The sequence below is a fragment of the Photorhabdus hindustanensis genome (assembly GCF_002968995.1).
Classification (GTDB): Bacteria; Pseudomonadota; Gammaproteobacteria; order Enterobacterales; family Enterobacteriaceae; genus Photorhabdus; species Photorhabdus akhurstii.
In genome coordinates, this window is the sequence record NZ_PUWT01000060.1 from 1 (window position 1) to 13,359 (window position 13,359).

Below are 13,359 nucleotides of genomic sequence, written 5' to 3' on the forward strand. Positions count from 1 at the left end.
AGCCAGGCATACCGGCGGGATTTTTTCGCCACTGACAGTAAGGGTTTGAGGTCTTTACGCGGGCTGAGGTTCACCCCGTGGCGTTGATAAGCGTGCTTCTTAATGTGGAGCGCCTTGTTGTACGCGAAACGGACCGCACCGAACTGAGCATTGAGATAATCAGCCTGTTCGGGTGTCGGGTAAATGCGGACTTTGGTGGCTCTTAACATCATCAGCGCTCATCGGGATAGTTTATGTATTTTAACCGCTTTTTTTGGCCGTGTCCCCCCCGGGCTGCCAGTGAACGTGATGGTTAATAACCTGAAAGCCCTGCGGGCTTTTCGCCTTATATCACCGCCCGCATTGGGCGAGGGTTTACGGCGGATTTTGCTAAAATGGTTCGAATAGCTATTATGGTTAAAAGTGCATGGAGCTACCAGTAATCAAAATAGCCAACCGCCAACCAAGATGATTTTTGGACCCCGCTCGTCGAGTGAGAGCATTTCTGGTGGGAAAGTCTGGGGAGGTGGTGTTCTGCTCCGTTTGGTGAACGGAGCTTAATGTCCATTAAATGTTATCCAACCTTTTTTGTCTAGGTGATTGCGCATTTACTAGGAAACATGCACAATCAACCCTGTTACTTTCATCACCCTATAAGGAGTGAATCATGAAAAGCATGACCATTGAGCAGCTACGCGCCGCAAGCGATTCCGGCGGCGTGGAAGGTGTGACCCTGAAAGGGCAGGGCGGAACCTTCCTTGTGCAGATCGCAACCCGCAGCGGTGTCGCCGCTTTGCTGGCGAAGGCCCGCAGCCAGGAGCCGCGCCGTTTCGGCAACCCCATTGCCGCCCTGAACGTGTTGCGCGACGTAGGCATCACCATCGGCCAGTTCGACGCCAGTGAGTGGAACCCGGACGAGAAAGAAGAAACCGCTGGCAATCGTGGCCGGGCCGAGGCAATGCGTAAGGCCCACCAAGCCGCCGCCTACTCGGAGTGGCTGGCCGCTGAGATTCAGGATGCTATCGACGACCCGCGCCCGAATCTTTCACACGATGAGGTTATGGCCGAGATGGACGCTGATATTGCCGCCTTGGCCGCCGAACACAAGCCCGCCAAAAGGAAGCGCGCTTGAGCGCGGCTGGCTGATTTATGGCGAAAGCAAAGACCCCTTACCGCATCGAGTGGCGACCGAAGGCCCGCGAGGATTTGCGCGCCATTGTTCGATACATAGGCAAAGACAACCCGACCGGGGCGCGCAGCTTCGGTCAGGAGCTACGCGACAAGACTTTGCCGCTTGCGCAGCACCCGGAGCTTGGCCGCACCGGGCGGCCCGGCCTGCCGGATTATGTGCGCGAGCTGGTCGCGCATCGGAACTACATTATTTTTTATCGCGTGCTGGACGAGGCGCGCACCGTCGAAATTTTGCGAGTGAAACACGCGACGCAGCAAACGCCGTGACATGGTGACAGCGGATCTCCCAGCAGGAGATGGAGAGCGTAAAAAAGCGCCCCAGACTTTTTTATGCTCTCAATTAAAAGGGGTAGTGGCCGGGTAGCTGCGATAACTGCCAACAAATGCAGGGCTGGCGTAGCCCCGCATTTACTATTGCTTAATGCTTTAAGATGACCTGCGACATTTCGTCACACAGACGATATCCGCAGCTTTTAACTTGCTCTTTGCTACCGTTGTCACTGGCTTTGTAATATTGTCCGTGAATCATAATCGTCTAATAGATCATTCTGAATGTCGATAATGAATGGGTATTGCTCTCTCGATTTAGTTAATCTATTAAGTATTATTTTGTTATTGTCGGTTATTAACCAATGGTTGAGAAAAATATAATAATTCAACCTATGGAATATTCACTTTAAATTTTATCACTCCCGCTCTCTACGAAATAGTTTTTAATGTAAATCCTAAAGAAAAAAAGTAACTCATTTCTTTATAAATAGAAAATATATTGCGCCCCTTTTGGTGATTTTTATTCTTTGCTTTACAGATAATACTTAGTAGATTAAGTTACATGTTTGCGTATTAATAAAAGTAGCAATAAGGATGTACAGATCCCCTAAATTCTGTTGCCCAAGTCTCATAATTTTAATTTTTACGCTGTATCGATAAAAAATAATCTAAAACCAACTACCAAAAAATCAATTTAGTATTAACCTATAATTGTCAGTCGATAATTTTTTCTATTATCTTCTTCATCAAAGAATAGCTAGTAGTAAATGGCAGTAGAAATTCAGCTTAACCCGCAAGGGATAGGTTTTATGGCATAGATTCCCCTGTAGGTAAGAAGGTTAATCCGATATCACCATCATTAGGAGAATAATATGAATCAAAATAACGAACCCTCACCAAACATGGATGCCGAAGGTAATCCTATCAAGCAATATTGGCAACCGGATAGGAGTAGCTCCTCTGAGAATAATACTTCTATCGTCTCTAATAACGAGTCAACGGCGATGTTATTGCCAAATGGCAGAGTGATGGCTTGGGGAAATGATTATAGTAGCCAAATCCCGCCCGATATTGCCGAATTGCAGGATATCGTTAGTCTGAGTGCGACAAGTGAGGCTTTCGCGGCTCTGCGGAAAAACCGTAGCGTGGTTACTTGGGGGAACGAGGATAAAGGTGGTCAAATCCCACCAGAAATTGCCAAATTGCAGGATATTGTCAGCTTGAAGGCAACAGATTCTGCTTTTGCGGCCCTGAGAGTAAACGGTAGTGTGGTCGCCTGGGGCGATGAGAATTTCGGCGGTCAGGTTCCACCAGAAATTGCCAAATTGCAGGATATTGTTAGCTTGAGTACAACAGGCTCCGCTTTCGCGGCTCTACGGGAGAACGGTAGCGTAGTGGCTTGGGGCGATGAATATTCTGGCGGTAAGGTACCGCCTGAAATTGCAGAGCGGCAAGATATTGTCAGCCTGAGTTCAACAGTAAACGCATTTGCCGCCCTGCGGGCAAATCGGAGCGTGGTCGCTTGGGGACTTGAGAATTGGGGCGGGCAGGTTTCGCCAGAAATTGCCCAATTGCAGGATGTTGTCAGCCTGAGTGCAACAGACTCTGCTTTCGTGGCCCTGCGGTCGAACCGCAGTGTAGTCGCTTGGGGCTTCAAAAATTCGGGCGACCAGGTTCCGCCTGAAATTGCTAACTTGCAGGATATTGTCAGTATCAGTGCAACAGGAACTGCATTTGCAGCCCTGCGGGCAAATCACAGCGTCGTCGCTTGGGGAAGCAAATATTCGGGTGGCAGTGTTCCGCCCGAAATTGCCAAATTACAGGATATCGTCAGTCTGAGCACAACATATGGTGCTTTCGCGGCCTTGCGGGCAAACCGCAGTGTAGTTGTCTGGGGAGGCAATGGTATTTCAACTCCGCCCGAAATTGCCCAATTGCAAGATATTATCAGTATCAGTGCGACAGAAACCGCGTTTGCCGCCCTACGGGCGAATGGTAGCGTCGTTGCTTGGGGATATGGCAGTTATCAAGGCAACCAAATTCCATCCGGGATAGCCCGATTACAAGATATCGTCAGCCTGAGTGCGTCAAAAAACTCATTCGCCGTATTGCGGGCTAATGGTCGGAAAGTAGCCTGGGGTTCTGCTTACGACAATAACGTGCATCATGAATATGAAAATTAATTAACCCATTGGGCAAAGGTCCTACGGTACAAATCACTTGTGGATAAGGTAAATCCAATATGACCTTATTTAGGAGAATAAAATGAACCAAAATGACGATTTCTCACTAAACGGGGATACCCGCAATAATTCTATAAATCAATACCGGCAATCCGGTATAAATAGTAACTCTGATGACAAGATCTCTAGCGCTTTTAACGGGGCCAGCGCCATGTTATTGCCAAATGGCAGAGTGATCGCCTGGGGAGATGAACGTTATGGCGGCCAAATTCCGCCCGAAATTGCTCAATTGCAGGATATTGTCAGTCTCAGTACAACAAGCTCTGCTTTCGCAGCTTTGCGGGCAAATCGTAGCGTAGTCGCCTGGGGACTGAAAGATTGGGGCGGCGAGGTTCCGCCAGAAGTTGCTGAATTACAGGATATTGTCAGCCTAAGTGCAACAAGAGGTGCTTTCACAGCCCTGCGGGCCAACCGCAGTGTAGTCGCTTGGGGGGCTTCGGACTCTGGCGGGCAAATCCCGCCAGAAGTTGCTAAATTACAGGATATTGTCAGTATAAGTGTAGCTGGTAGTGCTTTTGCGGCCCTGCGGGCAAATCGTAGCGTGGTTGCTTGGGGGCTTGATTTTCTAGGCGGTGAGATCTCACCAGAAATTGCCAAATTACAGGATATTGTCAGCATAAGTGCGGGAACAAATGCATTTGCAGCCCTGCGGACAAATCGTAGTGTGGTCGCCTGGGGACAACTAAGCTCGGGGGGGCAAGTTCCACCAGAAATTGCCAGACTACAGGATATTGTTAGCCTGAGTTCAGCAAGTTCTGCTTTTACAGCTCTGCGGGCCAACGGTAGTATAGTTAGCTGGGGGATTGATAATTGGGGTGGCCAAGTCCCTCCAGACATTGCCAAATTACGAGATATTGTCAGCTTAAGTACAACAGGTGATGCTTTCGCGGCCCTACGGGCCAACCGTAGTGTAGTCGTCTGGGGGAACAGTTTTTTTGGGGGTGTAATCCCACCTGAAATTGCCGCATTAAAGGATATCGTCAGTCTGAAAACAACAGGTTTTGCCTTCGCTGCCCAGAGAGCAGATCGCAGCGTGGTCTCTTGGGGTGATCTCAGAGTCCCACCCGAAATCGCCAAATTAAAGGATATTGTCAGCCTGAGTGCAGCAAATGATGCTTTCGCAGCCCTACGGGCGAACGGTAGCGTGGTCGTTTGGGGGCCCCGAAGCTTGAATGTCCAGATCCCCCCCGGAATAGCCCGATTACAAGATATCGTCAGCCTGAGCGCATCAAAAAATTCATTCTCAGTCCTGCGGGCGAATGGAGAAAGATTAGCCTGGGATGTTGGTAACGATAATATAGTACACAGTGAATATGATGATTAATCCACTGTCATTATAAATTACTAAAAACCCTAAAACCAAGGCTGAGCTATAATACCTCGGTTCAGCCTATCGTTTATTTAATTTGAAATATTAGCTTTCCCGCTCTTGTTATTACCAAACTAACTCACTTTTTTATAAACAGAAAAAATATTACGTCATCCTTGGAGGTTTTTATTCTTTGCTTTACGGTTAATGCTTAGTAGATTAAATTACATATTTACGTATTAATAAAATTAGCCATAAAAATGTACATCTTTATTAAATTATGTTGTTCAAACCTCATAATTTTAATTTTTACTCATCATCGATAAAAATAATCTAAAACCAACTGCCAAAAAACAATTTAATATTAACCTATAGATATCAGTCGATAATTTTTTCTATTATCTTATTCATAAAATGTTGGGATTAAACACCAGTCTGGAAATGCGGGCAGAGGAAGTTGATAAAACAACTGATTAATTATAAAGAGGCTGTAAATATCTTTATCAATCAAGCATAAAAGAAGCATTAGGGGCAAAAGTAGCAAACCGTTGAGTATAAATAGCTCAGGAATGGAGATTCCATTCCTGATTATGGTGATTTAATTTTGTCTAACACTCAATTAAATCGGATGACAAGTTCTCATTTATTTCTTTTGAGGAGATATATTGGTGCCGCTATCTTGTACATAATCATCAAAAATAATAATAAAACTGTTATTAGAAGCAGGATATGATTTTTCAATACCTCTCTGTATTACTGACAATATAAAACCATGCGTATCGGATAGATCCCACACCTTGACATCTTCACAATCAAGATCTAAATATTCCTCTCTACCTTCCTCTCCACATTTATTAACCGAAACTTTAACCGGTTCAGTTGAGAGATTTTTAACATAAATCATAAATCCTCCACTATATCAATAATGAATATTTTCATTTAATTCAATGGCATATGAACGTAAATTAAGAAAACTAGATAAATAATAAAATTTTTTAGTTAGATTGTATCGAATATAAATAATTTATCTCTTCGCCGTTATTTTCAATATTGTTATTATTAATAATTAAGTAGCCATCTGATTTTATTGAATACAACTCTGGAATATTATCTTCGCGTACTACTGACATTAAAAAACCGCGCCTATCTGATCTATCCCATTGAACTACTTCTTCTGGATTAATTTCAATATATTCGTCATTACCTTCTTCACTACTCCATTTACTAATTGCGACTTTAACCACATTATCTGAAAGATTTTTGACATAAATCATATTAACCTCTCCATTATATCAACGTAGATTTATTTAGCTCTAATTTAAAAACACCCTAATATGTACCATAATGAAATATAAGTATAGGATAAAAAAGACCAACAAAACTATTATTTGTGTGACCTCCATCAAGGTTTTATACTTCGAGAAGAAAATATTTAAAATTACATTCATTGAGTTAATAGAAATATTTACTATTTAAACTTAGTAACTCAATATTACATTGATGTAAATATAATAATTACTCTTGAATTCATATCATAGGTTTACATCTATTTCCGTTTTAACCTTTGAGCATAACGTTGCGCTAATACCGTACACACCATCAACTGAATTTGATAAAAAATGGCGAAACCGCCTGTCACTCCAGTTAGCTGATAAAAGACTTCGGATAGTGACACGTCGTATCAGTTAATCCGAGGTATTAGATTCGATTTTTTTAAGAAAATAATAAAAAACCATTTATATTTTATTGGGATATATTTTAACGCTGGTGCTAATTTAGGAATAATTGTGGTTGTGTTTTCCATTCCTTTGGAAATAATACATGAACAATTAAACGGAATAATTAAAAGAAAGCTCTATAGCAGAGCATCTTAATTATTGGATAAAACCAGATATCTGTATTTTTGGCAGCTTTGAGAAACAAAAAAAACGCTCCGATATATCCTCAATCACGCATTACCATAATGTACCCGTTCCGGTAGCCAGCGTTCAATCAAGGCGCGGGCATGTTCAGGATAATGCTGGTGGAGATGGCGGGCAATACGCTGAACTTCCGGCAACATTCCCTGATCTCTTAGCAAATCAGCCACCTTAAATTCCGCATTCCCTGTTTGGCGTGTTCCTAATAATTCACCGGGACCACGAATTTCCAGATCTTTCTGCGCGATAACAAAACCATCATTACTGTCTCTAAGCACTTGCAGACGTATTCTGGCAGTACTACTCAGCGGCGTTTTGTAAAGTAAAACACAATGAGAAGCGATAGCCCCACGGCCAACTCGTCCACGTAATTGATGAAGTTGCGCCAAGCCGAGCCGTTCCGGGTTATCAATAACCATCAAACTGGCATTCGGCACATCCACGCCCACTTCAATAACCGTTGTTGCAACCAGAAGCTGTAATTCTCCACATTTAAAAGCCTCCATCACTGCCTGCTTTTCTGCGGCTTTCATGCGGCCATGCACCAGCCCGACTTTCAGTTCCGGTAAAGCAAGAGTAAGTTCTTCACTGGTGGCTTGCGCGGCTTGAGCTTCCAGCACATCGGAATCTTCAATTAGCGTACAGACCCAATAGACTTGTCTATTTTCATCAAGGCAGGCGTTTCTGATCCGTTTGATAATCTCTTCACGGCGTGTATCCGGGATCGCAACGGTCGTCACCGGCGTTCTCCCCGGTGGTAATTCATCAATAATAGAAGTATCGAGATCTGCATAAGCGGTCATGGCTAAGGTACGGGGAATCGGGGTGGCCGTCATAATCAATTGGTGAGGATGAAAACCCTGCTCACGTCCTTTTTCCCATAAAGCCAGACGTTGATGCACACCAAACCGATGTTGCTCATCAATAATCACCAGCGCCAGACCGGAAAACTTCACTTGTTCCTGAAACATGGCATGGGTACCGACAATCATGGCGACTTGGCCGTTGGCAATGGCTTCTTGTTGCTTCTGACGCGCTTTCCCCTTTTGCTTACCCGCCAGCCAGCCGACCTGAATACCCAACGGTTCCAGCCATTGCCGAAAGGTATTTGCATGTTGTTCTGCCAGTAGTTCAGTCGGCGCCATCAAGGCGACCTGTTTACCATGCGCAATGGCTCGCAACGCAGCCAATGCGGCAACCAGCGTTTTTCCTGAACCTACATCGCCCTGAATCAGTCGCATCATGGGAACATCTTTTGCCAGATCCAATTCAATTTCCGAAACAACCCGTTGTTGCGCATGAGTTGGAGAAAATGGCAGGCGATTAAGGAATTGCGGTTTTAACTTGTCCTCAGTCGGCAGCGACTGAGCGTGATAGCGTTGTACGCCGGCTCTGACGGCTAGCATACTCAAATGGTGAGCTAAAAGTTCTTCCAGAACCAGACGGCGATAAGCGGGATGTCTGCCGGTTTCCAGATCCGCCAGAGCAATATCCGGTGTCGGGCGGTGCAAAGTATGCAGTGCTTGCGGCAGACTAATCATGGAGCGGCTAAGTTCTTCCGGCAGGAGTTCATTGATTGCACAGGTGTCCAGCAATTTCAGCGCTTGATCAATGAGATTACGCAGCGTCGCCTGACGAACACCTTCTGTTGTCGGGTAAATGGGGGTTAATGTCTCTTGAAGTTGTACATTTCCAGTACGATTTTGAATCTTATACTCAGGATGAATAATTTCGGCGCCCTGACTGCCTCTTCTGATTTCACCATAGACAACAACCTGTTTCCCTTTCGCCAGATTGTTTCTCATTGCCGCCGAAAAGTTAAAAAAGCGCAGCGTGAGCACGCCGGTGCCATCACTCATTTTGCAGGTCAGGGTTCGGCGACGACTAACAGTAACATCGGTACGCAGGATTTCACCTGCGACGGTGGCGGAAATACCCGGCAAAAGATCATTAATAGTATAAAGGCGTGTCTGGTCTTCATAACGCAGCGGGAAATGCAGCAGAAGATCCTGCAAATTAACCAGCCCTATTTTTGCTAATTTGGCGGCCTGACTTGCCCCGACACCACGCAGGGAAGTCAGAGGGATGGCATCAAGCAATGGGCCTCTCATAAGGTTTCTTTTATCTCCGTTAATTGCATGGCACTCCATCAGGTTTTACAGGTCACGGCCTGATCCTGTTTACCAGCCATAATAATACAGGCGAGTTTAATGTAATCAATGGAATATTTTCCTCGGTAACTGGTTGAAAACCATATCAATACCTTTAAGAGTAAGCCGCTATAACGAAAAAGACGATTTGTAACGACAGGTTCTTGTAGCCTGTTTTGAATAATCTGTCCTGTCGGTCAAATGTAAACTAACGTGCTTGCGAGGTGAAAAAATAATCAAAAAAGGTGTTTAAATTTTGCCCCATATCTGTATAACCTCTTGTAGCCTCGGTGAACAATAGGCCATCGTTTTGGGTAGCGGTGTCTATTTTATCCTAGCTTATATCTGTTCTAAGCGGGATATCGCCGGGTTGTGCTATCAATATATTTTGGAGAAATAATCATGGGCCAAAGAAAATATCTGACTCAATCAGAAGTAGAAAGCATGTTGGAAATGGCGAAAGTGGGGCCTAATCCAGAACGAAATTACTGTCTGGTGTATATGAGCTATATCCACGGTTTTCGTGTTAGCGAAGCCAGGCATTTGCGGTTATCTGACATGGAGTTAAAAGAAAAATGCCTATATATCAGGCGATTAAAAGGCGGATTTTGTACTAATCATCCCCTTTTGCAGCGTGAAGTTAAGGCGATTAAGGCATGGCTTAAAGTGCGCAAAACTTTTCAGGGCGCTGATAGTGATTGGTTATTTCTATCGCGTTGTGGGAAACCACTGACTCGCCAGCGCATCTATCAGATTATCAACCAGTTAGGGCAACGGGCGAATATCGCGGTAGAGCCTCATCCACATATGTTGCGTCATGCCTGCGGTTTTGCCCTTGCAGATCGAGGAATCGATACCCGGCTAATACAAGACTATCTTGGACATAAAAACATTCGCCATACGGTACGTTATACCGCGAGTAATGTTGAACGTTTTCAAGGAGTTTGGGGCGTAAAAGGTAGGCGTTAAGGTACGACAGTTAGGACCATTTTGACTATCGAAACACGATCGCCTAGAAATTGTACTAAAAGTTTTCTAATAAAAAAAGAGATAGATTTGTATATATTTGTAAAACTCAATAATCCTACCACAGAAACATTCCAATAATCCACTCTTTTTATTACAACATGCAAAAACATTGCCCTTTTGTTGTCACTTTAGCAAAATTTTTGTTTTTAATTTTAGGATAGGTAAAGATGATATCCTTAAAATTTGCGAAATAATCGCATATTAACTCTGTATGGTGCTGTTTTTATACAGAAAAATAGCTATGTTTCGATAGTCAAAATGGTCCTAATTGACAAATTTTTGTACAGCTAGATGCCTCTGTTTATCAAAACATGATGCGCGAGCTTGAATCGGACTTTAGTTAGGTAGTTAAAAGAGATTAATGAAATGAAAAAGATATTAAAGATAAGCGCGGTGGCAGCGCTGGTTATGGGGGCAGCTTCGGCTGCTTTGGCAGCAGGTGAGGAAAATAAAGGGGGGAATAATACCACAGTAAATGTTACTGGTACGATTGTGACTGCAACATGTGATGTTACCAACCCAGGCTCAAATGGGACGGTGGATACGGGGAACCATACAAAAGTAGAGTTTGTAGATCCGGGTAATAAATTTCCACACGCAGAAATTAAAAAATTTATATCTAGCAGTGAAAGGCATTTTACTATTGGTCTTGCTAACTGCTCTTCAGACAATAAAGATGCAACTAAAGTTAAGTTGTATGTGACAGGTCAAACTTTGAATGGATCAGGGGGTTATCTCTTTAACAAAGATAGTAAGGAACAGGCAGGTATAATACTAAATCATTTAGAAAATGATGTATTAACACCTATTAAAAGTGAAAGCTTGATTGATATGACTGTTCCTTCTGTGAAAATAGACGACAAAGATTCAGCTGACATCAAGAATAGTTATGCAAAGTTTGTTGTATTTATAGCAACAACGGGCAAAGATGTTCCTGGAAATCAGCGGATTTATGCTCCCATCACCTTCTCCTATGCGTATGACTGACTTTTATGTGGCTTTAGCCTGAGGAGAACCTCCTCGGGCTTCTTTGGTGAAAAATTCTAGATGATTGATGACGCCTTTTATTAGGCAGTTACTGGCGGGCAGAGCCAAGACAGTGAGAAACAAAAGATGATCAATAAACTCCGACTTTCCAACATCATAGTAAAAAGCCTTGTATTGGGCGCGTTTTTGTTCGCGTCGCAGAGTCAGGCCGAAGGCGGGTTTGGCATCGATGTTACACGCATTATTTTCTTACAGGATAAAGCTGCAACAACAGTCTCAGTACGCAATACGACAACCAATATCCCTTACTTGGTGACAACTAAGATTACTCGCACCGTTGACGGCAAGGGTAAAGCGCCTTTTTACGTCACGCCTCCTTTATTCCGTTTGGACCCTAAAGGAACCAATGTTCTGCGCATCTTAGGCGATACCAGTAAGTTGCCGACTGATCGGGAGAGCGTCTTTTATTTTAATGCCTCTGCTATTCCCGGTAGTAATAATCCGCCGAGCCAGCGTTTCGAAGAAACTAAGATTGGCGGCGGGATAACTTATGCCATCGGCAATACCATCAAACTATTTTATCGGCCAACGGGATTGGTGGGTACGCCAGAGCAGGCATACAAAGCGCTGCGCTTTACCCATGCTTCCGGGGGCGTTCAAGTTAGCAACAATTCGCCTTATCACATCAGCTTTACCCAGATCAAAGTTGATGGCGTGCCGGTGAAGTTTTCTGAAAGTCACCCACAAATGCTGGCGCCTTTCAGTAGCCATGTTTATCCCGCTCAAAATAATCAGAATAAAAAGAGAGTGGAATGGGCGGTGATCAGCGATCTCGGCGGTGGAGAGAACTTCAATGGTGAAATTCAGTAAAGCCGGTATCTCAAGGGTTCAGCGTCTACGCAGGTACCTGAATTACATCGGCGTGGGCGGAGTCCTGTGGCTCTTTTCTGGCCCCTTGTGGGCGGCGAATTCTGCCATCGTCACATTTAAGGCCGATATTGCCTACGGAACGTGTGATATCGCTGTGGATAACAACAATATCGATCTGGGCAAAGTGCAATTTGCCAGCCTGGTATCAGGGAGCGCCTACGGGGAAACCAATCTCACTCTGAGAAATTGCTCAGATGTGATCGATGCAAACAGGGTTGCTCCTGCGATTACTATTACCGGAGAGCATTTTGGTACAAATGATAAGACGCTGTTTCGTAGTCAAAATACCGAGGCTCCAGTTTCAAAGGCGGTGGGCGTCACGGTGCGCTTGAAGAAGCTGAATGGAACGGAATGGTCCTCAAATATAGCGGATAGTGAACCATTTTATCTGGCGGATAAAGGCACAGTCATAAATGCTCAAACTCCTTCTGTGCCGGTTAGGTTTTCACTGGTATGCGCCCCGGCGGTAGGGGAGACGGTAATGGTCTGTAAAAAGCCAGGAAAAATCTATGCCAACGTGAATTTTACATTTGATTATCGTTAAGTTTGCTGCGCGATTCATTAAACAGAATAGCTGTGAACGAGAGAGTTTTAAGGTGAACCAAAGTGACAAGGCGAGAAAAAAACAGAGTGAGTGACCAAGCAGCTTTGCTGAGTAATGGCGGCTGTTCGATGTTGCGTATGGTGATACTCCGCCTTTGTTGCGGGATGTTAGTTTTGTTGTGTCTGGCAGGCGGCGTCATGGCTGAATCTGAAGATCCTACAGATCCCCCATTCCCATCGACGAAATCGAGTGGGATAAACGTAAATCTGGCTATAACTGTTGTGCCTGAACCTTGTGACGTAGGGATCAGTGGTAGTGATATCAATGGTTCGGAGCTGAATTTCGGCTCGCTGCCGGCGGCGGAGTTCAGTCAAGCAGGGGATGTATCAAGCACCAAGAGATTTAATCTGGAATTAACCAATTGTGGTGATCCGGATGTTGCACCAAACGGACCTGCTATCACCGTGTCAGGAAATACCATCGACGCGGAACAAGGTTCAATATTCCGTGATCCTGTCTCTGGTTCCGATGATAACGCCTCTGAGGGGTTGGGGTTTATTGTTCACTTAGGAAATGATGAAAAGAAAATAAATCTGGATAGTGATTTGGTAATAAATAATCATGAGAATCCTCTCAATTTGTTATTTGAGGATGGTCGTGCACAGCTTCCGGTAATGGTAGCGATTGCGCGTGGAAAGGATAGCAAGATTATTCGACCTGGCTCGTTAATTGCGCGAGTCGCGTTTACCTACTCTTATCCCTGAGATGCGGTTGATCACAGATGATAAAAATGGGGACCAGTGAGGGG

At 44.4% G+C, this 13,359-nt stretch carries 13 protein-coding genes; 9 read left to right on the forward strand and 4 right to left on the reverse strand.

The window, feature by feature from the left end; all coding sequences use genetic code 11:
• A partial coding sequence (locus C6H66_RS19830; protein WP_181150249.1) for a helix-turn-helix domain-containing protein occupies nucleotides 1-209 on the reverse strand: 209 nt, incomplete at its 3' end.
• Between the two features lie 437 nt (nucleotides 210-646).
• On the opposite strand from C6H66_RS19830, the gene C6H66_RS19840 reads away from it, so the two are divergent.
• From C6H66_RS19840 to C6H66_RS19855, 4 genes are all read left to right on the forward strand, one after another.
• Nucleotides 647-1,111 carry an antitoxin PaaA2 family protein gene (locus C6H66_RS19840; RefSeq protein WP_036813788.1) on the forward strand — a complete coding sequence of 155 codons (465 nt, stop codon included), beginning with the start codon at nucleotides 647-649 and terminating at the stop codon, nucleotides 1,109-1,111.
• A gap of 17 nt (nucleotides 1,112-1,128) precedes the next feature.
• A complete protein-coding gene (locus tag C6H66_RS19845) occupies nucleotides 1,129-1,437 on the forward strand; it encodes a type II toxin-antitoxin system RelE/ParE family toxin (protein ID WP_105396490.1) in 309 nt (102 codons plus the stop codon).
• A gap of 875 nt (nucleotides 1,438-2,312) precedes the next feature.
• Nucleotides 2,313-3,623: an RCC1 domain-containing protein gene (locus C6H66_RS19850; protein WP_105396491.1), complete on the forward strand. Its 1,311-nt coding sequence runs from the start codon at nucleotides 2,313-2,315 to the stop codon at nucleotides 3,621-3,623.
• An 82-nt stretch (nucleotides 3,624-3,705) separates the two neighbouring features.
• Nucleotides 3,706-5,007 carry an RCC1 domain-containing protein gene (locus C6H66_RS19855; RefSeq protein WP_105396492.1) on the forward strand — a complete coding sequence of 434 codons (1,302 nt, stop codon included), beginning with the start codon at nucleotides 3,706-3,708 and terminating at the stop codon, nucleotides 5,005-5,007.
• 628 nt (nucleotides 5,008-5,635) lie between these two features.
• Here C6H66_RS19855 and C6H66_RS19860 read toward each other — a convergent pair.
• From C6H66_RS19860 to recG, 3 genes are all read right to left on the reverse strand, one after another.
• Nucleotides 5,636-5,896 (reverse strand): hypothetical protein, encoded by a 261-nt coding sequence (locus tag C6H66_RS19860; RefSeq protein ID WP_105396493.1) that lies wholly within the window; start codon nucleotides 5,894-5,896, stop codon nucleotides 5,636-5,638.
• A gap of 91 nt (nucleotides 5,897-5,987) precedes the next feature.
• Nucleotides 5,988-6,266 carry a hypothetical protein gene (locus C6H66_RS19865; RefSeq protein WP_105396494.1) on the reverse strand — a complete coding sequence of 93 codons (279 nt, stop codon included), beginning with the start codon at nucleotides 6,264-6,266 and terminating at the stop codon, nucleotides 5,988-5,990.
• A gap of 674 nt (nucleotides 6,267-6,940) precedes the next feature.
• Nucleotides 6,941-9,022 carry an ATP-dependent DNA helicase RecG gene (gene recG, locus C6H66_RS19870; RefSeq protein WP_105396495.1) on the reverse strand — a complete coding sequence of 694 codons (2,082 nt, stop codon included), beginning with the start codon at nucleotides 9,020-9,022 and terminating at the stop codon, nucleotides 6,941-6,943.
• Between the two features lie 441 nt (nucleotides 9,023-9,463).
• Here recG and C6H66_RS19875 point away from each other — a divergent pair, with 441 nt between their 5' ends.
• From C6H66_RS19875 to C6H66_RS19895, 5 genes are all read left to right on the forward strand, one after another.
• Entirely contained in the window at nucleotides 9,464-10,030 is a 567-nt protein-coding gene (locus tag C6H66_RS19875; protein WP_036778403.1) for a tyrosine-type DNA invertase, read from the forward strand.
• 426 nt (nucleotides 10,031-10,456) lie between these two features.
• Complete coding sequence (locus C6H66_RS19880) at nucleotides 10,457-11,077, forward strand: fimbrial protein (RefSeq protein ID WP_105396496.1); 621 nt, start codon at nucleotides 10,457-10,459, stop codon at nucleotides 11,075-11,077.
• A gap of 126 nt (nucleotides 11,078-11,203) precedes the next feature.
• Nucleotides 11,204-11,947 carry a fimbrial biogenesis chaperone gene (locus C6H66_RS19885; RefSeq protein ID WP_105396497.1) on the forward strand — a complete coding sequence of 248 codons (744 nt, stop codon included), beginning with the start codon at nucleotides 11,204-11,206 and terminating at the stop codon, nucleotides 11,945-11,947.
• The gene (locus C6H66_RS19890; RefSeq protein WP_248000742.1) at nucleotides 11,916-12,551 is read left to right on the forward strand and encodes a fimbrial protein; all 636 of its coding nucleotides are present in this window, start codon (nucleotides 11,916-11,918) and stop codon (nucleotides 12,549-12,551) included. The genes C6H66_RS19885 and C6H66_RS19890 overlap by 32 nt, the downstream gene beginning before the upstream one ends.
• 62 nt (nucleotides 12,552-12,613) lie before the next feature.
• Nucleotides 12,614-13,315: a fimbrial protein gene (locus C6H66_RS19895; RefSeq protein ID WP_105396498.1), complete on the forward strand. Its 702-nt coding sequence runs from the start codon at nucleotides 12,614-12,616 to the stop codon at nucleotides 13,313-13,315.
• Nucleotides 13,316-13,359: the final 44 nt, after the last annotated feature.

Bases quoted from the DNA above. Each gene is read 5' to 3' on its own strand.
- C6H66_RS19880 (WP_105396496.1), top strand. From the start codon at position 10,457: ATGAAAAAGATATTAAAGATAAGCGCGGTGGCAGCGCTGGTTATGGGG.
- C6H66_RS19875 (WP_036778403.1), top strand. From the start codon at position 9,464: ATGGGCCAAAGAAAATATCTGACTCAATCAGAAGTAGAAAGCATGTTG.
- recG (WP_105396495.1), bottom strand. From the start codon at position 9,022: ATGAGAGGCCCATTGCTTGATGCCATCCCTCTGACTTCCCTGCGTGGT.
- C6H66_RS19865 (WP_105396494.1), bottom strand. From the start codon at position 6,266: ATGATTTATGTCAAAAATCTTTCAGATAATGTGGTTAAAGTCGCAATT.
- C6H66_RS19860 (WP_105396493.1), bottom strand. From the start codon at position 5,896: ATGATTTATGTTAAAAATCTCTCAACTGAACCGGTTAAAGTTTCGGTT.
- C6H66_RS19855 (WP_105396492.1), top strand. From the start codon at position 3,706: ATGAACCAAAATGACGATTTCTCACTAAACGGGGATACCCGCAATAAT.
- C6H66_RS19845 (WP_105396490.1), top strand. From the start codon at position 1,129: ATGGCGAAAGCAAAGACCCCTTACCGCATCGAGTGGCGACCGAAGGCC.
- C6H66_RS19840 (WP_036813788.1), top strand. From the start codon at position 647: ATGAAAAGCATGACCATTGAGCAGCTACGCGCCGCAAGCGATTCCGGC.
- C6H66_RS19850 (WP_105396491.1), top strand. From the start codon at position 2,313: ATGAATCAAAATAACGAACCCTCACCAAACATGGATGCCGAAGGTAAT.
- C6H66_RS19885 (WP_105396497.1), top strand. From the start codon at position 11,204: ATGATCAATAAACTCCGACTTTCCAACATCATAGTAAAAAGCCTTGTA.